Origin of the sequence: Flavobacterium sp. Arc3 (assembly GCF_041431375.1) — a bacterium.
GTDB lineage: Bacteria > Bacteroidota > Bacteroidia > Flavobacteriales > Flavobacteriaceae > Flavobacterium.
Genome location: NZ_JASMRI010000015.1, coordinates 54,002 through 77,292, shown reverse-complemented (window position 1 = coordinate 77,292; position 23,291 = coordinate 54,002). Strand labels below are relative to the sequence as shown.

Annotated in this window: 21 protein-coding genes; 12 read left to right on the top strand and 9 right to left on the bottom strand. The window is 32.3% G+C overall.

Features of this window, described 5'->3' with window-relative positions; all coding sequences use genetic code 11:
• Positions 1–29 precede the first annotated feature (29 nt).
• The 7 genes from QO200_RS12335 to QO200_RS12305 form a co-directional block, all read right to left on the bottom strand.
• Positions 30–1,166, bottom strand: coding sequence for an aspartate aminotransferase family protein (locus QO200_RS12335; RefSeq protein ID WP_371540628.1), 1,137 nt, complete (start codon positions 1,164–1,166; stop codon positions 30–32).
• Positions 1,167–1,248: 82 nt separating this feature from the next.
• A complete protein-coding gene (gene argC, locus QO200_RS12330) occupies positions 1,249–2,226 on the bottom strand; it encodes an N-acetyl-gamma-glutamyl-phosphate reductase (RefSeq protein WP_371540626.1) in 978 nt (325 codons plus the stop codon).
• 51 nt (positions 2,227–2,277) lie between these two features.
• Positions 2,278–2,676 carry a hypothetical protein gene (locus QO200_RS12325; RefSeq protein ID WP_371540624.1) on the bottom strand — a complete coding sequence of 133 codons (399 nt, stop codon included), beginning with the start codon at positions 2,674–2,676 and terminating at the stop codon, positions 2,278–2,280.
• A 47-nt stretch (positions 2,677–2,723) separates the two neighbouring features.
• Positions 2,724–3,917, bottom strand: coding sequence for an argininosuccinate synthase (locus tag QO200_RS12320; RefSeq protein ID WP_371540622.1), 1,194 nt, complete (start codon positions 3,915–3,917; stop codon positions 2,724–2,726).
• Between the two features lie 68 nt (positions 3,918–3,985).
• Positions 3,986–4,603, bottom strand: coding sequence for a GNAT family N-acetyltransferase (locus QO200_RS12315; protein ID WP_371540620.1), 618 nt, complete (start codon positions 4,601–4,603; stop codon positions 3,986–3,988).
• 455 nt (positions 4,604–5,058) lie between these two features.
• Complete coding sequence (locus QO200_RS12310; RefSeq protein WP_371540618.1) at positions 5,059–6,243, bottom strand: hypothetical protein; 1,185 nt, start codon at positions 6,241–6,243, stop codon at positions 5,059–5,061.
• A 146-nt stretch (positions 6,244–6,389) separates the two neighbouring features.
• Positions 6,390–7,859: an MFS transporter gene (locus QO200_RS12305; RefSeq protein WP_371540616.1), complete on the bottom strand. Its 1,470-nt coding sequence runs from the start codon at positions 7,857–7,859 to the stop codon at positions 6,390–6,392.
• A 434-nt stretch (positions 7,860–8,293) separates the two neighbouring features.
• Here QO200_RS12305 and QO200_RS12300 point away from each other — a divergent pair, with 434 nt between their 5' ends.
• Both QO200_RS12300 and QO200_RS12295 read left to right on the top strand, forming a co-directional pair.
• Positions 8,294–10,318: a beta-N-acetylhexosaminidase gene (locus QO200_RS12300; protein WP_371540614.1), complete on the top strand. Its 2,025-nt coding sequence runs from the start codon at positions 8,294–8,296 to the stop codon at positions 10,316–10,318.
• A 267-nt stretch (positions 10,319–10,585) separates the two neighbouring features.
• Entirely contained in the window at positions 10,586–12,205 is a 1,620-nt protein-coding gene (locus QO200_RS12295) for an ABC-F family ATP-binding cassette domain-containing protein (protein WP_371540611.1), read from the top strand.
• Positions 12,206–12,267: 62 nt separating this feature from the next.
• On the opposite strand, the gene QO200_RS12290 is transcribed toward QO200_RS12295, so the two are convergent.
• Entirely contained in the window at positions 12,268–12,441 is a 174-nt protein-coding gene (locus QO200_RS12290) for a hypothetical protein (RefSeq protein ID WP_371540609.1), read from the bottom strand.
• Between the two features lie 176 nt (positions 12,442–12,617).
• Between QO200_RS12290 and pyrR the strand changes: the two genes are divergently transcribed.
• The 9 genes from pyrR to QO200_RS12245 all read left to right on the top strand — a co-directional run bounded on the left by pyrR (position 12,618) and on the right by QO200_RS12245 (position 20,125).
• Positions 12,618–13,157: a bifunctional pyr operon transcriptional regulator/uracil phosphoribosyltransferase PyrR gene (gene pyrR / locus QO200_RS12285; protein WP_371540607.1), complete on the top strand. Its 540-nt coding sequence runs from the start codon at positions 12,618–12,620 to the stop codon at positions 13,155–13,157.
• Positions 13,158–13,206: 49 nt separating this feature from the next.
• Positions 13,207–14,133 (top strand): aspartate carbamoyltransferase catalytic subunit, encoded by a 927-nt coding sequence (locus QO200_RS12280; RefSeq protein ID WP_371540605.1) that lies wholly within the window; start codon positions 13,207–13,209, stop codon positions 14,131–14,133.
• 64 nt (positions 14,134–14,197) lie between these two features.
• Positions 14,198–14,530: a ribonuclease Z gene (locus QO200_RS12275; protein WP_371540603.1), complete on the top strand. Its 333-nt coding sequence runs from the start codon at positions 14,198–14,200 to the stop codon at positions 14,528–14,530.
• A gap of 58 nt (positions 14,531–14,588) precedes the next feature.
• Positions 14,589–15,494 carry a ribonuclease Z gene (locus QO200_RS12270; RefSeq protein WP_371540601.1) on the top strand — a complete coding sequence of 302 codons (906 nt, stop codon included), beginning with the start codon at positions 14,589–14,591 and terminating at the stop codon, positions 15,492–15,494.
• Positions 15,495–15,592: 98 nt separating this feature from the next.
• Positions 15,593–16,237 carry a pyridoxamine 5'-phosphate oxidase gene (gene pdxH / locus QO200_RS12265; RefSeq protein ID WP_371540599.1) on the top strand — a complete coding sequence of 215 codons (645 nt, stop codon included), beginning with the start codon at positions 15,593–15,595 and terminating at the stop codon, positions 16,235–16,237.
• A 458-nt stretch (positions 16,238–16,695) separates the two neighbouring features.
• Positions 16,696–17,199, top strand: a complete 504-nt coding sequence (locus tag QO200_RS12260) for a CAP domain-containing protein (protein WP_371540598.1) — start codon at positions 16,696–16,698, stop codon at positions 17,197–17,199.
• Between the two features lie 480 nt (positions 17,200–17,679).
• The gene (locus tag QO200_RS12255) at positions 17,680–18,183 is read left to right on the top strand and encodes a CAP domain-containing protein (protein ID WP_371540596.1); all 504 of its coding nucleotides are present in this window, start codon (positions 17,680–17,682) and stop codon (positions 18,181–18,183) included.
• A 491-nt stretch (positions 18,184–18,674) separates the two neighbouring features.
• Positions 18,675–19,223: a DUF1697 domain-containing protein gene (locus tag QO200_RS12250; RefSeq protein ID WP_371540594.1), complete on the top strand. Its 549-nt coding sequence runs from the start codon at positions 18,675–18,677 to the stop codon at positions 19,221–19,223.
• A 443-nt stretch (positions 19,224–19,666) separates the two neighbouring features.
• Positions 19,667–20,125 (top strand): SRPBCC domain-containing protein, encoded by a 459-nt coding sequence (locus QO200_RS12245; protein WP_371540592.1) that lies wholly within the window; start codon positions 19,667–19,669, stop codon positions 20,123–20,125.
• Positions 20,126–20,251: 126 nt separating this feature from the next.
• Here the strand turns inward: QO200_RS12245 and QO200_RS12240 are convergent, their stop codons facing one another.
• Positions 20,252–20,992, bottom strand: a complete 741-nt coding sequence (locus QO200_RS12240; RefSeq protein WP_371540591.1) for a diphthine--ammonia ligase — start codon at positions 20,990–20,992, stop codon at positions 20,252–20,254.
• Positions 20,993–21,211: 219 nt separating this feature from the next.
• On the opposite strand from QO200_RS12240, the gene QO200_RS12235 reads away from it, so the two are divergent.
• Positions 21,212–23,272, top strand: a complete 2,061-nt coding sequence (locus QO200_RS12235) for a M1 family metallopeptidase (protein WP_371540590.1) — start codon at positions 21,212–21,214, stop codon at positions 23,270–23,272.
• The last annotated feature ends 19 nt before the right edge of the window (positions 23,273–23,291 follow it).

Below are 23,291 nucleotides of genomic sequence, written 5' to 3'. Positions count from 1 at the left end.
AAGCTTAAATGACTTATTTGTTAAAAATATTATTTCAATTCTGCCAATGACTCTTTTAATGCAACGATAAATGTATCTATTGCTTCAGTTGTAATTGTCAGTGGAGGAAGAATTCTCAATAAATTTTTATTGTTGGCACCGCCAGTAAAGATGTGTTTCTCGATAATCATCTTTTTTCTCAATGCGCTAACATCAAAATCAAATTCGACTCCTAACATCAATCCTCTTCCTTTTACTTTGATGATTTCCGGTACTTGCTTGATGGCTTCAAAAAAGTAATTAGCAACGGTATTTGTATTATCTATTAATTTTTGATTTTCAATTACATCCAAAACTGCGATTCCGGCGGCACAGGCCAAGTGGCTTCCGCCAAAAGTTGTTCCTAATAGTCCGTAGCTTGCAGTAAATTTTGGAGAAATTAGTACACCACCAATAGGGAAACCGTTCCCCATACCTTTGGCAGTAGTAACAATATCAGGATTGATTCCGTGATGTTGAAAAGCGAAGAATTTCCCGCTTCTTCCGTATCCAGATTGTACTTCGTCTAAGATTAGAATAACATCGTGAGCTTTACATGCCTTTTCCAAAGCTTGAAAAAACGCAGTCGTTCCTTCGTCAAGTCCACCAACACCTTGAATTCCTTCGATGATTACGCAACAAATATCTCCTTTTTGTAATTCGGTTTCTACCAAATCAATATTGTTCAATGGTAAAAAAGTTACAGCTTGTTGTGCATTTAATGGAGCAACAATTTTCTTGTTATCTGTTGCTGCAACAGCTGCTGATGTTCTTCCGTGGAAAGAATTATTAAAAGCAATAACTCTAGATTTATTACTATGAAAAGAAGCTAGTTTTAAAGCATTTTCATTGGCTTCAGCCCCAGAGCTACATAAAAATAAGCTATAATCAGTCAAGCCAGAAGCTTTTCCTAGTTTATCAGCTAGCTCCACTTGCAGTGGATTCTGAATTGCATTCGAATAAAAGCTGATTTTATCTAATTGTGCTTTAACTTTAGCAACATAATCCGGTTGTGTATGTCCAATAGAAATTACTCCGTGACCAGAGTATAAGTCTAAATATTCAATTCCGTTGTCGTCTGTAATTGTGCAATCTAATGCTTTTACAGGAGTAATACTATATAATGGGTAAACGTCAAATAAGTTCATTTTGTTTTTTTGTTTAATGGTTTAAGGTTTAAAGTTTAATGTTACGCGTGCAACCTAAAACTTTAAACTTGAAACAAGTTTTTTAAAAGCCTGAAGGTTTCAAATGCAATCCAGTCGTTTCATCAAGTCCAAACATTAAATTCATGTTTTGAACGGCTTGACCAGATGCACCTTTTACTAAATTATCAATTACTGAAGTTATAAGTATCCGGTTTCCTTTTTTCATTAAACTAATAATACATTTGTTCGTTTGTACTACTTGTTTCATATTGATATCAGTAGTGGTTACGGTTACAAACGGCTGATCTTTATAAAAAGCTTGATATTTGGCAAGCAAATCTTCTAAACTTTCTTCTACAGTAGTGTAAAGAGTTGCAAAAATTCCTCTGGAAAAATCTCCTCTGTTTGGTACGAAAATCAATTCGTTTGTATAATTAGCTTGCAGATGGTTTACACTTTGGTTAATCTCACCTAAATGCTGATGGTCGAATGCTTTGTAATGTGACATATTATTCGATCTCCAGCTGAAATGTGTTGTTGCTGATGGGCTGACTCCTGCGCCTGTACTTCCCGTTGTAGCGTTGATGTGTACATCACTATTTAATAAGCCCTCAGCTGCAAGAGGTAATAAAGCCAATTGTATTGCAGTAGCAAAACAGCCTGGATTTGCGATATATTGTGCGTTTTTAATATTGGATTTATTCAATTCAGGCAAACCGTAAACAAAAGATTTCCCTTCAAATTGATTGTCTTTTGTCAATCTGAAATCATTCCCTAAATCGATGATTTTAGTATGGCTTGCAAATTGATTGTTTTCTAAAAAAGAAATCGATTTACCGTGGCCTAAACATAGAAAAACTACGTTAACATTAGGATTAACAGTATCTGTAAAGTTCATTTCGATATCGCCCATCAAATCATGGTGCGCTACTGATAATGGTTTTCCAGCATTGGTAGTGCTGTAAACAAAATCAAGCTTTGCATGAGGATGAAACATCAGAATTCTAATTAATTCTCCTGCTGTATATCCTGAACCGCCTATTATTCCAATATTAATCATAATCTTTTATTTTTTTATTAAACTAAAATCAATCTGTTTTAGTTTTATTAATCATTCTACAATAATGAATTCAACAGATACTAATTTTATTGAATTTATAGTTCCTAATGCTGGATTAAAAGCCGATTCAACATTAAAAACCTCTGTAAAGTTAGAATTTGCAGCAATTTCAATATAAGGGGGAACTCTTTTGATAGGAGTTAAAATTTGCCCATCATAATCCGAAGTTATTCTAGAAAAACCTTTCACAGCCATATTGTTAGGGTTACTATACTTTATTTCGTAATGAAAACGAGACGAATTATTACCTGTGTCAGGCGTAAATTCATATAATAATACTTCATAAGTAACATTTTTCAATGTTTCTTTTTCAGCGGTTTTGTCATCGTCACTAGTACATCCAAAAAACAGTAAAAACAATGGAAGCAATAAAAAAAACTTTATTTTCATAACTTTAATTTAAATTTTTAAATTCAATAAAATAAATCAACTTATAATTAGTCGTAAGTTTCATTGTTTACAGATGAAAATATGTTTTGGGCATTTCCAAGTATTTTGATAAATCCTTTTGCATCGTCTGATGTCCAAGCATTGTTCATTTCTCCATATTGACCAAAACCTGTATTCATTAAATCATTATCTGATTCAATTCCGTCAAGCGTAAAGTGATACGGTTTTAAAGAAACGATAACTTTTCCGTTTACTGTTTTCTGAGTATCTTCAAGGAAAGCTTCGATATTTCTCATTACAGGATCAAGAAATTGACCTTCATGAAACAACATTCCGTACCAGTTTCCTAGTTGCTCTTTCCAGTATTGTTGCCATTTACCAAGTGTGTGTTTCTCTAATAAATGATGTGCTTTTATAATAATTAGCGGAGCAGCAGCTTCAAAACCGACTCTTCCTTTAATTCCAATAATCGTATCACCCACATGTGTATCTCTACCAATAGCAAATGCGTTTGCTAATTTTTCAAGAATTACAATATTATCGATTGGTGATTTTTTTATATTATTAATCTCCACCAATTCTCCTTTTTCAAAGGTTAATGTCACTTTTTCTTCTCCTTCTTTTTGCAATTGTGAAGGATAAGCTTCGTTAGGAAGTGCTTGATTAGATGTTAAAGTTTCTTTTCCTCCAACGCTTGTTCCCCAAAGTCCTTTGTTGATAGAATATTGTGCTTTTTCCCAAGAATAGTGTACTCCATTTTTTGATAAATAATCTACTTCTTCTTGTCTTGATAATTTCAAGTCTCTGATAGGAGTGATGATTTCAATTTCGGGAGCAATAGTTTGGAAAATTAAATCAAAACGAATTTGGTCATTTCCAGCACCTGTACTTCCATGAGCGATAGCTTCTGCACCTACAGATTTTGCGTATTTAATTGCTTCAATAGCTTGAAAAACACGCTCGGCACTTACAGATAATGGGTACGTATTATTTTTTAAGACGTTTCCAAAAATTAAATACTTAACTGCTTTCTCATAATATCTGTCTACAATCGTTAGGTTAGCGTGTTTTGCGCTTCCTAATTCGTAGGCTCTTTCTTCAATCGCTTTTAATTCGGCATCATCAAAACCTCCAGTATTGATCAATACGGTGTGAACTTCATATCCTTTTTCGTTTTTTAAATACTTAAGGCAATATGAGGTATCTAAACCTCCACTATATGCTAATACAACTTTTTTCATTTTTTTGAGCTATTATGGGCTATTGGCTTAAGGCCTTTAGCAGATTATGTTTTTATTTTTATTCTAAATTAGTCTTCTAAGAAAAGGGCTTGTTTAATTTTTTTCAATCGATTCCAAATCCGGACATTGAATGGATGTTTCGGCGGAACTTTAGCTTTTTCTTTAGGATCATAAAGCATCCCAGTGCACAAACACATTTTATTCTCTTTACTCTTTAGGATTTCATAATTAGTGCAAGTTTGACATCCTTTCCAAAAACTTGGATCAGTTGTCAGTTCAGAAAAAGGTACAGGTTTGTACCCTAGTTCAGAATTGATTTTCATTACCGCAAGACCTGTTGTGATTCCGAATACTTTTGCGTTCGGATATTTTTTCAAAGAATAATCAAATACCTTCGATTTAATTTTTTTGGCCAAACCTAAATTTCTGTAATCGGGATGCACGATTAACCCGGAATGGGCAACATAGTTGCTGTCCTGCCAACTTTCGATATAACAAAAGCCTGCAAAAATACCATTGTCTAAAGCGATAACGGCATCCTTATTTTCCATTTTTTTTAGGATATATTCAGGAGTTCTTTTTGCAATTCCCGTTCCTCTCAATAAGGCGGATGATTCTATAGTATCGCAAATTACTTGTGCGTACTTATAATGCTCTTCCTGGGCTATAATAATAGAGATATTCATTACAAGAGTTGAATTTTTGAGTTAAAAAATGATTTGTAAGTTGGTTTTAAAATACATTCTTTGTTTCCTTGAATAAAAAAACGAAAATACGAATTTATAGTCCAATTAGTTGAGCAACAATAGAATAATTTAAAGGGTATAATGAATTTGGAAGATATTATTCCAATGAAAAATAAATGTGATTTCAAAATGGTAAAATAATAAATGAATAGAAATATTTACAAAACAACTTTGGAAACTATACTAATAGCATCCGTACTTCGGGTGAAGTAGTAGGTTTGATTGTCCGAGAGATCGGATTAATATTTAAAATTGTATTATTCATTACTGCAAAAGTACACTATTTTCTATTACGTAAAACTAATTTTATGCTTTCTAACAAAATTTTAATGCTTTGTTGTATTTCAAAAAAAAACTCCTTGAGGAATTGGTCGCTAAAGGAGTTTGTAAATCGATTAATTTCTAAATGGATTTCTGCTAATTATGTTTTTAATTTTAGCTTTTAAATCTTCAGCAGTATCATAAATCATTTGCTCATTGGTTGGGAAAAGCAACCTGCTATTGTCAAAATACGAATAGTAATTATCATCTGAGGCACGTTTGTCTCCTTTGTATTTAGAGTAAATGTTTTCAAAGACATTTTCAGCGGTCAAAGGAAATGATTGTAAAAGGCGGTTGTCTTGGTAGCTAACATAATCAACTATGGCCGTAATTTGGCAAGATTTAAACTGTCTGAATTCATAAATGCGTACGGTCACATTTCTAAAGTTGTCGACCATGATTACTTTATCATCCTTGTCTAGTACTTCTTTTCCATTGTTGTCAAGTAGTTTCTTTGAACCGTCTTTTATTTTTCGCTCTTTTACAAATTCTTTCTGATTGATTTGTTCAGGTGAAATGTATATTTGATTGAAACGAATGAGCATTCCATAATCATAATTAATGCCTTTTTGTTTGTAGCTATGGTAAACTGTCCATTTGTCGTTTAATCCATAGGTGCTAAAGTCCAACAAATCATTTTGCAAACGAGCAGGGATGACCATATTGGTTTGGTTTATTGTTTCCACCATTACATAAACGGAGCCTTTAAAGAGTGCATCGTCCATTAGGCTCAAAACGTCTTTGTAATTAGGGTTTATCTGATTTAAATATCCTAAATCATCATGGGCTTTACGGAAATTCATTTTATTGTTCGTTAGTAACAACTTTTTTGAATTAGCATACAAATAGGCCGAAAGAGCATTTTTACTGTCTATAATTTGGTCATTATAATTTTCAAAAGGAAATATAGCATTTCTACCTTCTCTAATTAATCGTAAAGGGAGTATTGGTTTTATTTTCTCCTGACGATCGTTGAGTTGTAAATACGTATTGTACATTTTTTCCAATTGAATAGGATTTGCGTCTTTGGCTAATAAATTTATAGCATTCAAGTCGCGCTCCTTAGCTTTAGCGAAAGCTTCTTCGAGTAAATAGATGTAATCTTGTTTTCCTTTTTTGTCTTTATTGGTACGTAAGTTTGAAACCGCTTTATTTATAGCTGCATCATAATTCCCAGAACTTAATAAATTTCGCGTGCTCTTCACACCACAGGCAGCAAGTACAATAGTAAGAGAAAGTAGGAGTAAAGCTTTTTTCATATTTAGTAATTTTAAACAAATGTATTTTATATAAGTTATGATTTCAAAATTGATGTCATAAAAAAACCATCAAAGTAAGTTTGATGGTTTTATTAATGTGAATTAAAAGTAATTTATATTAAGGTCATTTGTTGCTGAAAACGAAATTAATGTCCGCCACCTTCGCTTTCAATGTGAGTAATACCTTGTTTTTTTAGTATTTTAGGACAATAAAAACCATAAAAGCCTAAATATGCAAAACCTAAAAGTGGTACAATGTAAGAGAAATGCGTCCATGAAATACCAAATATTCCGTTTGGACTTGTAAGATCTATATCGCAAATACTTCCTTGAATCAAAGGAATAACTCCTCCTCCAAGAATCATCATAATTAAGAAAGAAGATGCTTTTCCAGTATTTTTTCCTAATCCTGCGATAGCTAAATCGAAAATAGAAGGCCACATAATAGATAAGAATAATCCTCCAGAGATAAAGAAAAATTTAGCAATTTCAGTATCTGTACAAACGAGTCCTGCAAACATCATTACTAAACCAGAAATACCAAAAAGCATTAAAGTTTTCCCAGCATTTTTACCACCTACAAAACTTACGGCAATAAATAGCAATATCCAGATTGGGTAAATGTAAAATGAAGAAACGTCGTGTTGAGCAAAAAGATTAGCACCGATAATGACTCCAAATGCTAATGCGGGTACGATGAACTTAAGTGCTGTATTTACAAGGTTTGAAGTATTAAATACATTCACACCACCGTTCCAGCGACCAATCATTAAACTACCCCAATATAAAGCAATAAAAGGAGATATAGCATCCTCTAAGATTCGGCCAAACTCTGCAGTATGTAATAAGGCGGGTAAGTTACTAATTATAGTTACCTCTGTTCCAACGTAAATAAAAATAGCTAACATTCCTAAATATAATTGTGGGTAATCTAGGATTCTAAATGTATCAGTAGACTCTGCGATAATTGATTTTTCAATTTTTGCAGGATTTTCTATTTTAGAAAAATTCATAAAAATAGCTACCACAATAAAAGCAATACCTAAAATTATGAAAGGCAATTTTATATCTTCAAGAGAAAGAGTCGTTTTTTTATCGTTTCCCATTCCAAATAATGCAATTCCTAATAAAATAGCACCAATGGTAGTTCCAAATGAATTGATACCACCTGCCAAAGTCAAACGGTGTGCTCCAGTTGCTGGGCTACCCATTTTAATAGCTAAGGGATTAGCAACAATTTGCTGAATAGAAAAACCAAGTCCTACTGTAAATAAGGCGGTAAGAAAGAAAGGGAAACTTTCCATCGTTGCCGCAGGAATAAATAAAAACGAACCAAATGCTGATAGTAGTAAACCGGCAGAAAGTGTTTTTTTATATCCAAATTTTTGTAAAACATCAACTTTTACTGATATCAGGAAGAAAATTATTGATCCTACAAAGTATGCTACATAAAATGCCCAAGCTACTAGTTGAGATTCAACTTGTGATAATGTAAAAACCTTTTTGAAAACAGGGATTAATATGTCATTGGCAGAACCAACAAAACCCCAAAAGAAGAAGACGATTATTAATGAAATAAATTGCCCCCATTTAGTTTGTAAATTTTCTGAACTCATAATTTAAGGTTAGTTTTTTTAGATTATATCTTGTAGAACGGCAGTAAATATATTTGTTACGTTATCTAAAAAAAAACAATTTCGAATATTTCTTGTTAAAATTGTAGAATAATCACTTTTTGTTATAAAAGGATGATTTTTTTTTAAATTTTTGTCATTTTCACATCACATTGAATCAAGTTGTTTTTTAGAAAACAACTCAAATTAAGCGTTCATTAATTTAAAATCACGATATAATGATGTAAGTATAGATTTATCGGGGCGTAATTTTTTAATACCTTTATAAATCTGGAAAACAAAACAAAATTAGGATAGACTTAGAAATAGAATATTTGATTTTATAGTGATTTTGGTCTTGCGTTAAAATAGCTGTTGCTCCTTTAACGCTAGTAAATGGTTAAAAAAACGAAATTTTCAACTGATAAAAAGAATCTATGAAATATAGTATAATAGTATTGCTGGCTGTTTTTGTATCGAATGCCCAAATGAAAAAAGAACAGTTAGACCTTATGCCATGGCCACAGAATATAAATTTGACTGCAGGCACTTATACTTTAACAAAAAAGTTTAGAGTCAATATTACAGGAAACCCAGATTCCAGACTATTTAAAGGAGCAACTAACTTTCTAAGAAGGTTAGATGGAAGAACTGGATTGTTTTTAGAACAAGCCTATGTCACTAAAGTTAACGAATTCCCTGCAGCAGAATTACAGATAAATTGCGAGCGAAAGGGAAAGGTTGGATTAAACGAAGACGAAAGCTATCAGCTTTCTATAGTATCCGACAAAATTACAATTAATGCTACAACTGATTTAGGTGCTTTGCATGGATTGGAGACCTTGTTGCAATTAATGCAAAATAATGGAACCTCTTTTTATTTTCCGGCAGTAGAAGTTACGGATTCGCCACGATTTACCTGGAGAGGACTGATGATAGATGCAGCAAGGCATTTTCAACCGGTTGATGTTATCAAGAGAAACCTTAGTGCGATGGCTTCGATGAAAATGAATGTCTTCCATTGGCATTTAGCTGATGATCAAGGTTGGAGAATTGAAATAAAAAAACATCCAAAGTTGACTGAATTCGCTTCAGACGGGGATTATTATACGCAAGAAGAAATTAAAAACATTGTCAAATATGCTGATGAACGTGGCATAATGGTGGTGCCTGAGATAGATATTCCTGGTCATGCCTCCGCTTTGCTTTCTGTTTACCCTGAAATCGGTAGCAAAAAAAGCGGAAGTATCCCTTATGCTGTTGGACGAAGATCTGGAATTTACGATTCGGCACTTGATCCTACAAATCCTAAAACATATCAATTGCTTGGTGAAATTTTTGATGAAGTATGTCCGCTGTTTACTAGCAATTATTTTCATATTGGTGGAGACGAAAACAATGGTAAAGAATGGAATGTAAATCCTGTTATTCAGGAATTTAAGAATAAAAATAAAATAGCAAACAATCACGAGTTGCAAACGTATTTTAATATGAGATTGATCCCCATGCTAAAGAAGCATAATAAACGACTGATGGGTTGGGAGGAGATCATGACAAAAGAGATGTCCAAAGACGCTATTATTCATGCTTGGAGAGGAGGTAACGAAGGAGTTACTCCCGGTGGCGCCCTAATTACTGCTGCAAAGAATGGATACAATACCGTTTTGTCCAATGGATATTATATTGATTTGATGCTTAGTGTTGATGGTCATTATCTCAATGATCCATTACCAAAAGATATTATCCTCTCCCCAGAAGAAAAGTCCCGAATACTGGGAGGAGAGGCGGCGATGTGGAGTGAGTTGGTTACCCCATTGAATATAGATTCTAGAATTTGGCCAAGAACTGCGGCAATAGCTGAGAGATTATGGTCAAACGATACTATTACGGATTTAAAAAGCATGCACAAAAGATTAAAAGTAATTTCTTCAAGGCTTGAAGAGGTAGGAATAACGCACATTAGAAACAAAGAAGTGATTTTGAGAAACATTGCTAATTATCAAAACACAGAGGCGTTAAATGATTTTACTAATATTTGCGAACCATTAAAAAATTACAAGCGAAATGGTGGTGGAAAAAAGTATATGATGTATTCTCCGTTAACTCTTTTTGCTGATGCATGTTCTGCAGATGCTTCAGACGCCTATGATTTTAATAAGGCAGTAAATCAATATTTAGAAAATAAAACTGCTGACAATCAAAAAATAGTTACTGATTATTTGAAAAAATGGATAAAAATGAATTCAGATTTAAATGTGTTAAGCGCTAAGGCACCTTTAATTCAACCTGTTTTAATTCTATCTAATGATTTAAGTTCAGTTTCAAAACTGCTTTTGTCAGCTATTACAGAAAAAAAGACGGTTAATAAAACAGTTTTAAATGATTTATTTGAGAAAATAAATAAAAGAAATTCAGCAGATATAGAGTTGGCGGTTTATGATAGTTTAAAGAAGCTAATTTAACTATTAAATCAAGTACTAAAAAAGAGGCATTATAAGGTTTTTTACTTTAATATTTTTATATATTAATAACTGCTTCATTAGTTTTGTTCTCTTTAACTATTTTATAATAAGAAGGATAGGATTTAAATCTTAAAAATAAGGGCTCAGGAATATCTTTTTTAGATATTTTGCTGCTTTGGCCAATTGATTTTATAAATATGTTTTTTCAGAGTTAAAAAATCGGTATTTTTTTTGTACTTTTGCACAAAATTTTATAAAAAAACATACATGCTAACAATAAATAATTTATCAGTTCAGTTTGGCAAACGAATTTTGTTTGACGAAGTAAATACCACCTTTACACATGGGAATATTTATGGAGTTATCGGAGCTAACGGAGCTGGGAAATCTACATTTCTTAAAATAATTTCAGGTGAAATGGACCCTACATCAGGACATGTCCATTTAGAGCCAGGGAAACGTATGTCGGTTTTAAGTCAAAACCACAATATGTTTGATGAACATACCGTATTGGAAACCGTGATTATGGGGAACAAGACATTATATGCCATCAAAAAGGAAATGGACGAGCTCTACTTAGATTATAATGATAAAAATGCAGATAGAATAGGAGAATTGCAAGTTCAGTTTGAAGAAATGAGTGGTTGGAATGCCGATTCTGATGCCGCTGCAATGCTGTCAAATTTAGGTATTGGCGAAGAGCACCATTTCACATTGATGGGTGATCTAGAAGGAAAAATTAAAGTTCGTGTCTTATTGGCGCAAGCCTTATTCGGAAACCCGGATTTACTGATAATGGATGAGCCTACCAATGATTTGGATTTTGAAACGATTACTTGGTTAGAGAACTTCTTGGCAAACTATGAAAATACGGTTATCGTTGTATCGCATGACCGTCACTTTTTAGATTCCGTTTGTACTCATATCTCGGATATTGATTATAGTAAAATAAATCATTATTCAGGAAATTATACTTTTTGGTATGAATCAAGCCAATTAGCTGCAAAACAACGTGCGCAACAAAACAAAAAAGCAGAGGAAAAGAAACAAGAATTAGAAGAATTTATTCGTCGTTTTTCTGCGAATGTAGCCAAGTCTAAACAAGCTACTTCCCGTAAAAAAATGATTAGTAAATTAAATATATCAGAGATAAAACCTTCAAGTCGTCGTTACCCAGCAATCATTTTTGACCAAGAGCGTGAAGCAGGAGATCAAATTTTGAACATTCAGGGTTTAAGCGCTTCTATTGATGGTGAGGTTTTGTTCAAAAATGTTGATTTGAATATGGCTAAAGGAGATAAAATTGTTTTATTTTCTAAAGATTCTCGTGCAACGACCGCTTTTTACGAAATATTAAACGGAAACCAAAAAGCAGATTCAGGTACTTTTGATTGGGGTGTAACCACTAATCAAGCGTATTTGCCAGTAGAAAATCATTCTTTTTTTGAAAATGATTTGTCACTTGTGGATTGGTTGCGTCAATGGGTAAAAACAGAAGAAGAACGTGACGAGGTAAATATTCGTAGTTTCCTTGGAAAAATGATTTTCTCAGGAGAAGAAGCATTAAAAACCTGTAGAGTGTTATCAGGAGGAGAAAAAGTTCGTTGTATGATGTCCAGAATGATGATGGAAAGAGCTAACATATTGATGATCGATGAACCTACAAATCACTTGGATTTAGAGTCAATTCAGGCTTTTAACAATTCATTGAAAAACTTTAAAGGATCTGTAATCTTTACTACTCACGATCATGAGTTTGCTCAAACTGTGGGTAATAGGGTAGTGGAACTAACACCAAATGGAGCTATCGACAGTTATATGACATTTGATGATTACTTAGATGATGAAAAAGTTCAAGAATTAAGAACTAAGATGTACACTAAATAAACATTTTATGTATTAAAAATAGTAACTCCTGTAATTTATTTTACAGGAGTTTTTTTATGCTTTTATTTCTTTCCAAATAATTTAGCTACAACAAATATAATTAAGGCCATTATAGCGAGAACAATGAATATTCCCACCCCCATTCCTGCTTTAAATATTCCGCCTACTATTTCGCAACTTGTAAATGAAAATAATACTACAAATAACATTAATAATCTTGTTAATTTATTTTTCATGATTTTGATTTTAATTGTTAATTTTAAGATAATAAAATTACAATGTTAGCCCGAAGCACTACTTACACAATTATATAAAAGAGTTGTGATATTATGGGGTGCATTTTCTAATACTTTAATTTCGAAATGATAAATTTGAATTTGTATATTTGCCTAACCAAACTCAACACTTTACTATGACTCAAAAAGTATTGCTCAATTCCAAGGAAGTCAATATCATTCTACACCGTTTGGCTTGTCAGCTAATTGAAAAACACCTCGACTTTGCAGATACGATTCTAATAGGGATTCAGCCTAGAGGAACTTTTCTTGCTGAGCGACTTAAAAATATTTTGCAAAATGAATATAATACGCCTGAAATAAAATTAGGGCTGTTGGATATTACATTCTTTAGAGATGATTTTCGAAGAACCGAAAAACCGTTGGAAGCAAACGAAACTAAAATAAACTTTATTGTAGAGAACAAGAAAGTAATCTTTATAGATGATGTCTTGTTTACCGGCAGAAGCATTCGATCAGCCTTGACCGCTATTCAATCTTTTGGAAGGCCATCAGAAATAGAATTACTTGTATTAATCGATAGACGTTTCAGTCGTAATTTACCTATACAACCCGATTATAGAGGAAGACAGGTAGATGCCATTAATAATGAGAAAGTAAAGGTAGAATGGAGCGAGAATAATGGTGAAGACGCAGTGTATTTAGTGACTAATTAGAGAACTTAGTGTAATCTAATTTTATAAAAACAATAATAATCGTAAAAGAATGAAAGAATTAAGCGTAGATCATTTATTAGGTATAAAATATATTAATAAGAGTGATATTGACCTTATTTTTGAAACAGCCGATCATTTTAAAGAAGTCATTAATCGTCCTATTAAGAAAGTACCTTCTTTACGAGATATTACCATTGCCAATATATTTTTCGAAAATAGTACCCGAACAAAACTGTCTTTTGAACTGGCACAAAAACGATTATCTGCAGATGTTATTAGTTTTTCGGCAGCACAGTCTTCTGTAAAAAAGGGAGAAACTCTAATCGATACGGTCAACAATATTCTTTCTATGAAAGTGGATATGGTGGTCATGCGTCATTCTAATCCAGGAGCAGCTTACTTTTTATCTAAAAATGTAAAAGCAAGCATCATAAATGCCGGTGACGGTGCACATGAACATCCTACCCAAGGACTATTGGACAGTTACTCAATTAGAGAAAAACTGGGAGAAGTAGGAGGTAAGAAGGTGGTTATAGTTGGTGATGTATTGCATTCGAGAGTAGCATTGTCAAATATTTACGCTTTGCAAATGCAAGGAGCAGAGGTCAAGGTTTGCGGACCCAAAACTCTAATTCCAAAACACATAGAATCACTGGGAGTGACTGTAGAACCTAATTTACGTAAAGCACTAGAATGGTGTGATGTTGCCAATATGTTACGTGTGCAAAACGAACGTATGGATGTAAATTATTTTCCATCAACCAGAGAATATGCACAACAATATGGGGTTGATAAAACTTTATTAGATTCCTTAAGTAAGGAAATTGTAATTATGCATCCAGGACCGATAAACAGAGGAGTAGAGATTACTTCTGAAGTGGCAGATTCTCACCAATCGGTTATTTTAAATCAAGTTGAAAATGGTGTAGCAATAAGGATGGCGGTAATCTATCTTTTGGCTTCAAAAATTCAGTAATATAAAAAAGTAATATAAAAAAGGTAGTAACTTAGCTAGATAGTAATTCTGAAAACCCAGAACAATGAAAGTAGATCAAAAAGGCCACACAATCACAATTAAAGATACGCAAGATGATTTTACTTCTTTTTTAATGAAAGTAACGCATCAATATAAAACCTACGAAAAACATAATATCATAATCGACCTTTCGCATGACAAAGACTTAACGGTAAATGATATTAAATTATTTTTGCCGTTGTCGAAACAACATAAAAAAGCAAAAAAATCTTTTATAATAGTTGTCTCCGATTTGGATTATAATGCTGTTTCTGATAAACTAGCTGTTGTGCCCTCTTTACTAGAAGCACATGATATTATTGAAATGGAAGAGATTGAAAGAGATTTGGGTTTTTAAGCATATTTATTTCTTAATGGATAACTTATCCTAATGTTTTTAATTGAAACCCATAATTTTGAAAATAACAATATTAGGCTGTTATGCAGCCACTCCCCGCACATTTACTAATCCTACTTCGCAAATATTAGATATTAAGAACCGACTGTTTCTAATTGATTGTGGAGAAGGTACGCAAGTACAATTGCGTAAAAATAAAATTAGGTTTTCAAAAATAAACCATATTTTTATTTCGCATTTACATGGAGATCATTTTTTTGGATTGATAGGTTTAGTATCGACATTTACATTACTGAATCGAAATACAGATTTACATATCTATGGACCAAAAGGAATCAAGGAAATTATAAAATTACAACTACGATTAGCCAATTCATGGACTAATTATGGCTTGCATTTTCATGAACTAGAATTAAATGAAAGCGAAATCATTTTCGAAGATGATAAAGTGTTAGTACGAACAATTCCTCTGAAACATCGCATTTATACCAATGGTTTTCTATTTGAGGAAAAAATTGATAAAAGAAAGCTGAATACGGATGCCGTTCAAAATTATGAAATTGACAAATGTTATTTTCAAAATATTAAAAACGGGAAAGACATTACTTTAGATGATGGAAGGATTATTGAAAATGCTCAATTGACATTCGATCCAATACCTCCAAAGAGTTATGCTTTTTGTTCAGATACAGCCTATAATGAGGCTATAATTCCAATAATAAGTGAGGTAGATGTGTTGTATCACGAATCAACATTCTTAGAATCAGAGGAAACGCTTGCAGCAAAAACAATGCATTCCACGGCAAAGGAAGCGGCAAAAATTGCTTTGAAAGCGAAAGTGAAGCATTTAATTTTAGGCCATTATTCTACCCGTTATGAAAATATCAATCTTTTTAAAGAAGAAGCGGAAACTATTTTTCCTGAAGTCCTATTAGCTGACGACGGACAAAGTTTTGATTTTTAAAGGAGGCTCCTCCGTTTTATAAATTAACATGAACACCCTTATTTTAAATTTTTACAACCGCATAATTTAACAATAAGATAATCTTAAAATAATAAGAAATGCAAGATTTAAGTAATTATAGAAAGTCGTATGAAAAGAGCGAGTTATTAGAGTCGTCTATTCCAGAAGATCCAATAAACCTTTTCAACAGATGGTTTCACGAAACAGAGGATTTTGGAGGAAGTGAAGAAGTAAATGCAATGACTGTCGCTACGGTAGGTTTGGATGGATTTCCAAAATCTCGGGTGGTGTTATTAAAAAAATTCACGGAGGAGGGTTTTATATTTTATACCAATTATAATTCAGAGAAAGGAAAAGCTATTAAAGCGAATCCTAAAATATGTCTTTCTTTTTTCTGGCATAGTATGGAGCGTCAGGTTATAATAAAAGGGACAGCGCAGAAAACTGCAGAGAATATTTCAGATAATTACTTTGATTCAAGACCTGAAGGAAGCAAGTTGGGGGCCATAGTCTCTAATCAAAGCGAGGTTATCCCTTCGCGCGCTTATCTTGAAGAAAATTTAAAACAATTAGAAGCAGATTTTGACAGCATGGTAATTCCAAGACCTAAACATTGGGGTGGTTTTTTAGTGATTCCCACTGAAGTTGAATTTTGGCAAGGAAGAGCTAATCGCCTGCATGATAGAATACGATATACTAGCCAGGAGGATTTCTCTTGGAAAATAGAAAGACTATCTCCTTAATGCAAGAAAAAGATAGAACCAAAATGTAATGAAGATTTAGTTTGCAAAGCTACTGTTGATGGGATTATATCCACCTAAAGCGCTGCTGATTGAACAAATTAGTTTAATCTTAATAATTCCTTTTAATATAACATAATGCTGCCTCTGTAGAAGAGGTGGCATTTTTTATGTTTTAGAAACAATCTTATTTTATAGTTGTGTAGTTTACATCAAAAATATTTTAATTTTTACGTTAGTAAAGAAGTAACTTTTGGAAAGAGTATTAATTTATAGTCCCCAAAATTTTATCCTAAAAGTAAGAAAAATAACAATAATTAAATATTAATATGTAGTTCGTCGGAGTTTATGTGTTTTTAAACTGATTTACATGTATGTTTGAAAAAGAATTAGAACACAAATTAAATACAATATTAAAGAAGTTTGCCCCACAATCTACTTTAAACTTAAACTACTGAATTATGAAAAGAAATTTACTAAGAACAATATTGTTAACAGCAGTTATATTCACTTTAAATTCTTGTTCATCTGATTCTTCTGAATCAGCGACAGTAGAAGCAAAATCAGAAGTAGTAGTTAGTTATACCTACAGTGCTAGTGAATTAGAAACAATGAAATTAATAAATGACTATAGAGTTAGCGTTGGTTTAAGTGCATTAGAAAAAATTAATTTCATCTCTGTTAAATCAGAAGGACATGATAATTATATGATCTCTAATAATGTAGTTAACCACGATGGTTTTGTAGATCGTTCAGAAAACATTATAAAAACATTAGGTGCTAAAACAGTAGGAGAGAATATAGCATATAATTATAGTACACCTCAAGCAGCATTAACTGCTTGGTTGAATAGTGCAAGTCACAAAGAAAATATAGTTGGTAATTTTACTCACTTTGGAATTTCAATTAGAGAAAATCCTGAAACAGGTAAAAAATATTATACTAACATATTCGCAAAAATATAATTGGTTTAGTTTTTAAACTAGAGGCTGTCTTCCCCCAAGTCACAGCCTCTTTTTTTTGTTTTAGAAATTAACATTTCATTACATTTTATCTGCTATTTATGTAATCCAATCGAAGTTTAGCTTTTAAACTAATCTGTTCTTAGGTTTAATCAATTATTTCTCAAATATAGAATGCTATAGTCGGTTTGTAAAAACGATTGTATTGGACCTTAGCTTGTTATAGATATTTGCTATTCTATTTGTGCTAAAATGGGCTGTTTTTGTTAAAGGTTTCGCTTTTGTAATTCATTTATTTTTTGGGTTTTAATTATCATAAAAGTAAGTTAAATAAGATGTTTTAAATCGAAATATGTATTTCATCGATTTTATTGTGTATTTTAACGTAATTGTGTGTATGTTTGAGAAGAATTGAATCACAAATTAAATACAACATTAAAGAAGTTTGCCCCACAATCTACTTTAAACTTAAACTACTGAATTATGAAAAGAAATTTACTTAGAACAATATTGTTAACAGCAGTTATATTCACTTTAAATTCTTGTTCTTCTGATTCTTCTGAAACAGCTTCAGTAGAAGCAAAAAAAGATGTGGTAGTTAGTTATACTTACAGTGCTAGTGAATTAGAAACAATGAAATTAATAAATGACTATAGAGTAAGTGTTGGTTTAAGTGCATTAGAAAAAATTAATTTTATCTCTGTTAAGTCTGAAGGACACGATAATTATATGATCTCAAATAATGTCGTTAATCATGATGGTTTTGTAGATCGTTCTGAAAATATTATCAAAACGTTGGGAGCAAAAACAGTAGGCGAAAATATAGCATACAACTATAATACACCTCAAGCAGCATTAACAGCTTGGTTGAATAGTCCAGGTCACAAAGAAAATATAGTTGGTAATTTTACTCACTTTGGAATTTCAATTAGAGAAAACCCTGAAACAGGTAAAAAATATTATACTAACATATTTGCAAAAATATAATTAGTTTATTTTTTGAAATTAGAGGCTGTCTTCCCCCAAGTCACAGTCTCTTTTTTTATTTTAGGAGGTGAGAAAATATTGTTTTAATCCTATTCCACATCTTATTTGATTATTGCTTCTGCTAAGCAGGAAACTTCAATTTCAAAGGGTCATATCTTCTTATTTTCTTCAGCCTATCAGAGAGTAAATTAGCCTTAATTTACTTATAATTAATCCTTCTACATTTTAATTTTTACGAATGCTTAGAGCTTTTTGTGCTCTAGCGAAAGGATACTAGAATCGAACTGAAATTTTATATTGGATTGAAGATTCTATTTTGACTTTTTATGTTAGATTCGCTAATCATTTGATGTTGCATAATTAAAGATTACTCTATGATTTCTTCGTTACTTTTTTAGTTTTTGCAGATACATTTATTTCATTTATGAAATAAGATATTGTATAATTCGATATAAAGACAATATCTTTGGAAGATTCAAAATAAATATAAAATGACAACCCATCTCGCACTGCTTCGTGGCATCAATGTTTCCGGTCACAACATGATAAAAATGGACGCACTAAAAACAACTTTAGAAAACATTGGTTTTACAGAGGTTCAAACGTATATCCAGTCAGGAAATGTTTTTGTAACCACAGAAGAAGAAAATGCCGCCAAAGTGGGTTTTATTATCAAGCAAGAAATTTTTAAAGTTTTTGGAGGTGATGTGCCGGTGATTATTCTCAATGTAGGAGATCTTAAGGCCTGTTTCTCTAACAATCCATTTTTGAAGGAAAAAGAAGTAGACACTAAGAAATTATATGTTGCTTTTGTTTCTAAAGAGCTTCGTTCTGAGAATATCAATGATTTGAAAATTAGCCAATTTAAACCTGATGAAGCGCATCTGGATGGCAATAGGATTTTTATTAAATATGCTGTAGGAGCTGGAAAAACCAGGCTTGATCAAAAATATATAGAAAAGAAATTAAATCTTACAGCAACAATTAGAAACTGGAATACGGTGACGCAGTTGTTGAAAATGTATGAGGAAATAGCTTAGGTTAAAAAGAGTTTTTAGATATCAACAAACTGCTAATTCGCAAATACTATTCTTGTATTTTGTGGATCAGCAGTTTTTTTGTAATAGACAATCTTAAAAAAAAGAGACATTAGTATTCGATATCTTATAATAATATTTGAGTTATTGTGGATTTTTTGTTTTAAATTTATATTCAAATGGTTTAATATTTTATTGTGTAAAATGGGTATATCTAGACTATTAAATTTTATATTGATTATTAATAGCCAATTCATTAAAGCGAAATATACTGAATGGTACACATTGGAAAAAATCTAATAATGAAAATTTAATTGCTTTGTTAGGCGGTTGTAGTTTGATAGTTATTGATAAGTCAAAATTTATGCAACTAATGTATTTTTTTTGGTATACAATGCATATTTAACTTTCAGGAAAAGAAGAAGAGAAATCTAAATAACAATAGTATGGAATCAAGTACGAAAACAATTATTTCAGTAGAAGCTATAATTGATGCGCCAATCGAAACGGTTTGGAAAAACTGGATTTCGCCTCAGAATATTGTTATGTGGAACGCATCTTCCAAGGATTGGCACACCACTTGTGCAGAGAATGATTTGCGCCTGGGTGGGGAATTCTGTTATCGAATGGAAGCCAAAGACGGTAGTGCGAGTTTTGATTTTAAAGGAAAATATGAGTACGTTCATACGCATGAACAAATTTCTTATACTGCAGATGATGGCAGAAAAGTAAAAATAATGTTTACAAAAGAGAAGTGTAAAACCAAAGTCGTGCAATTATTCGAAGCAGAAAATGAAAATCCTATTGAATTTCAGAGAGAAGGATGGCAGGCCATCTTGAACAGTTTTAAAAATTATGTAGAAATGCATCTTCGAGAAATAAGTTTTTCAAAATGGAAATTCTAAAAACAATTTTGTGTTGAGAGTCCTATTTTTCGACAACAAAAAAAAGAGCACCTTAAAATAGTAGGGATTAACTCATTTAGATAAAAAACACAAGTAATTCAAAGCTTCTTAAACTTAGCAGTTTTATTATGGCTGTTCATCTAAAAGATCACAATACCAAAATCCGTAATCAAACACATCAGTTGCATCGGTATCACAAGCGGTGTTTGAAGAGCTTTCTTTTGGTTTTTCATATTTTCGATACACGATTTCACCAACTTCAAAAGCAATGGGTTTTGAAAAAATTGGGCCGTCAAAAGTGAAGGTATGAAACTCGCCATTTTCACCACAAACATCTACATTTTTTGGTAAATCATTGATGAAGTCCTGATCAATCACTCTTCCTACAAAAGTTTTGTCGAGAAAACGTTCATTGACACAAACGACAATGGTTTTAAAGCCTAACCCTATGAATTCCTGTATCAAATCATGTGTTGGTACTTTCCATAGTGGAAAAACGCCTTCAAATCCCATAGTGGCTAATTTGTCCTCCCTATATTTACGCAGGTCTTCTAGGAAGATATCGCCAAAAATAGAATGAGTTATGCTTTTATTTTTTAATTTTTCCAGTGTTTCGTGCATCACATTTTCGTACACTTCCATAGTTGGCATTTCTGGGATTTGCATGATTTCCAGAGGTAAACCAATACTTTTAGCTTGTTGTTCTAATAATTCTATACGAACACCATGCATGGAAACACGTTGAAATTGTTGGTTGACGCTAGTTAGCAAACAACTGATTTCATATTCAGAATTTTGTAGCGTTTTATAAAGGGCTAAAGCAGAGTCTTTTCCGCTACTCCAGTTAAATAAGGCTTTCTTTTTCAATGTGATTTTATTCTAAATTTCTTTTGGCAAACTTACAAAATTAGTTCTGTTTTATCCTGAATCCTTTGTGATACAGTATATGTTTATAAAATATAGGCGAAAAAAATCGGACTATTTTAAAACGATACCGGCAGTATACTAGTCCCGATAACTATCGGGAAAATTAAATAATAAATATAATTAGTATAACTTTGGCTTTTACTTATTAAATTTCATTCAATGAAATACCTGTTTCTTTTACTCTCTACATTGGCTTTCGCCCAACAGACAAAATTTGTTGATTTTAAGTCGGTCTCTGCTCAATTAACTTTAGATACAAAAGACAAAGCTGTTGCGGGTTCCGTTAATTATTGGTTTGATGTACTAAAACCAATCGACACCATAAAAATTGATGCCCAAAACATGAGTTTTACAGTCGTGAAATTGAATAATAAAATTGTTCCATTTATAAACACAACACAACAATTACAGATTATTTTTCCGTTTAAAAATGGTAAAAACGAAATTAGTTTTGAATATACCGCCACACCAAAACAGGCTTTGTATTTCGTAGGTTCTTCAACGTCAGATGATTTGCAAATTTGGACGCAAGGACAAGGGAGATATACTAGCAATTGGTTTCCGAGTTTTGACGATGTAAATGAAAAAGTCATTTTTAATATAGAGTTGGCTTTTGATAAAGACTATCAGGCAATTTCAAACGGAATATTGAGCGATAAAATAACGAGCAACAACACTACTTTATGGCAATACAAGATGGAAAAACCCATGAGTTCTTATTTGTTGATGCTTGCCATTGGTAAATTTGATAAGTACACAGAAAAAACAAAATGCGGAACTAACTTAGAATTATACTTGGAGCATAAGGATGCAGATAGGTATGAAACTGCTTACCGCTATTCCGTTAAAATATTTGATTTTCTAGAGAAGGAAATAGGGGTGAAGTATCCTTGGAAAGTATATAAACAAATTCCGGTTCGTGATTTTCTATATGCCGGAATGGAAAATACTTCGGCAACACTATTTTCAAATAGGTATGTGGTTGACTCGACTGGCTTTGAAGATCGCAATTACATTAATGTCAACGCACATGAACTAGCGCATCAGTGGTTTGGGGATTTAATCACTGCCGAAAGCGGAAAGCACCATTGGTTGCAGGAAGGATTTGCGACTTACTATGCTTCACTAGCAGAACGAGATATCTATGGAGATGACTATTTTTATTCTAAATTATATGAAACGGCGCAGCAAATTAAATATGCGTCCAGAACAGATACAATTCCGGTTCTAAATGAAAAAGCTAGTTCCTTAAGTTTTTATCAAAAAGGGGCTTGGGCTTTGTTCGTTTTACATGAAGCAATTGGCGATAAAGTATTTAAGAAAGTAGTACGCAACTACTTAGAAAAACATTCTTTTCAAAATGTAAAAACGCAGGATTTCTTTGATGAAGTGAATAAATTTTCTGATTTTGATACAGATAATTTTAGTAAAGTATGGCTTGAATCTACGGTTTTTAATGAAAAGGAAATCAACGAGTTGTTAAGTAAAAATAAAACCGCAAAATTACTATTAGAATTGGATAAATTAAAGAAAACTCCATTGTCAGGGAAAGTAGGGTTTATGGCAGAAATCCTTCAGTCTGACGCTTATTATACAGTGAAAGAAGCATTCGTTAATCAGCTTAGAAATGAAACATTTAAGGCTAAAAAGCAGTTGTTGGAGTTGGCTCTAGCGACTAATAATGTGCAGGTTCGCCAGGCAGTTGCCGCTACAAATTCAACGATTCCTGAAGATTTTAGAATACAATATCAAAGCTTATTAAGCGACAAATCATATCAGACGCAAGAGATAGCTTTGTTTTATTTATGGAATAATTTTCCAGAACAACGCTCCGCTTATGTGGAACAATCCAAAGACTGGGTTGGCTTTAGCGATCATAACTTAAAAACATTATGGCTGTCACTTGCATTGTCTACTCCGGAATATGAGGCAGATAAAACAGCTCTAATTGCAGAATTGATTAATTATTCATCATCCAATTACGAAGTAATCACACGTCAAAAAGCTTTGGAAAAACTAATTGGCTTTCAACTTATTAATGATGCTGTTTTAAAGAATTTAGTAAATGCTACCACACATCATATGTGGCAGTTTTCTAAATTTGGAAGAGACAACATCAGAAAGTTGTTAAAAGATAAAGAGATGGTACTTTCATTTGAAAGAATTTTGCCTGAATTAGATGAAAAAGAACGGTTTCAGTTGAGTCGGTTGCTAAATTAATAGTACTTTTAGTTAATGA

Excerpts from the sequence above, each read along its gene's own strand:
- QO200_RS12315 (WP_371540620.1), bottom strand. The coding sequence starts at position 4,603 with ATGAATATCTCTATTATTATAGCCCAGGAAGAGCATTATAAGTACGCA.
- QO200_RS12235 (WP_371540590.1), top strand. The coding sequence starts at position 21,212 with ATGAAATACCTGTTTCTTTTACTCTCTACATTGGCTTTCGCCCAACAG.
- QO200_RS12275 (WP_371540603.1), top strand. The coding sequence starts at position 14,198 with ATGAAAGTAGATCAAAAAGGCCACACAATCACAATTAAAGATACGCAA.
- QO200_RS12320 (WP_371540622.1), bottom strand. The coding sequence starts at position 3,917 with ATGAAAAAAGTTGTATTAGCATATAGTGGAGGTTTAGATACCTCATAT.
- QO200_RS12280 (WP_371540605.1), top strand. The coding sequence starts at position 13,207 with ATGAAAGAATTAAGCGTAGATCATTTATTAGGTATAAAATATATTAAT.
- QO200_RS12295 (WP_371540611.1), top strand. The coding sequence starts at position 10,586 with ATGCTAACAATAAATAATTTATCAGTTCAGTTTGGCAAACGAATTTTG.
- QO200_RS12290 (WP_371540609.1), bottom strand. The coding sequence starts at position 12,441 with ATGAAAAATAAATTAACAAGATTATTAATGTTATTTGTAGTATTATTT.
- QO200_RS12250 (WP_371540594.1), top strand. The coding sequence starts at position 18,675 with ATGACAACCCATCTCGCACTGCTTCGTGGCATCAATGTTTCCGGTCAC.
- pyrR (WP_371540607.1), top strand. The coding sequence starts at position 12,618 with ATGACTCAAAAAGTATTGCTCAATTCCAAGGAAGTCAATATCATTCTA.
- argC (WP_371540626.1), bottom strand. The coding sequence starts at position 2,226 with ATGATTAATATTGGAATAATAGGCGGTTCAGGATATACAGCAGGAGAA.
- QO200_RS12305 (WP_371540616.1), bottom strand. The coding sequence starts at position 7,859 with ATGAGTTCAGAAAATTTACAAACTAAATGGGGGCAATTTATTTCATTA.
- QO200_RS12335 (WP_371540628.1), bottom strand. The coding sequence starts at position 1,166 with ATGAACTTATTTGACGTTTACCCATTATATAGTATTACTCCTGTAAAA.
- QO200_RS12260 (WP_371540598.1), top strand. The coding sequence starts at position 16,696 with ATGAAAAGAAATTTACTAAGAACAATATTGTTAACAGCAGTTATATTC.
- QO200_RS12310 (WP_371540618.1), bottom strand. The coding sequence starts at position 6,243 with ATGAAAAAAGCTTTACTCCTACTTTCTCTTACTATTGTACTTGCTGCC.
- pdxH (WP_371540599.1), top strand. The coding sequence starts at position 15,593 with ATGCAAGATTTAAGTAATTATAGAAAGTCGTATGAAAAGAGCGAGTTA.
- QO200_RS12300 (WP_371540614.1), top strand. The coding sequence starts at position 8,294 with ATGAAATATAGTATAATAGTATTGCTGGCTGTTTTTGTATCGAATGCC.
- QO200_RS12325 (WP_371540624.1), bottom strand. The coding sequence starts at position 2,676 with ATGAAAATAAAGTTTTTTTTATTGCTTCCATTGTTTTTACTGTTTTTT.
- QO200_RS12255 (WP_371540596.1), top strand. The coding sequence starts at position 17,680 with ATGAAAAGAAATTTACTTAGAACAATATTGTTAACAGCAGTTATATTC.
- QO200_RS12245 (WP_371540592.1), top strand. The coding sequence starts at position 19,667 with ATGGAATCAAGTACGAAAACAATTATTTCAGTAGAAGCTATAATTGAT.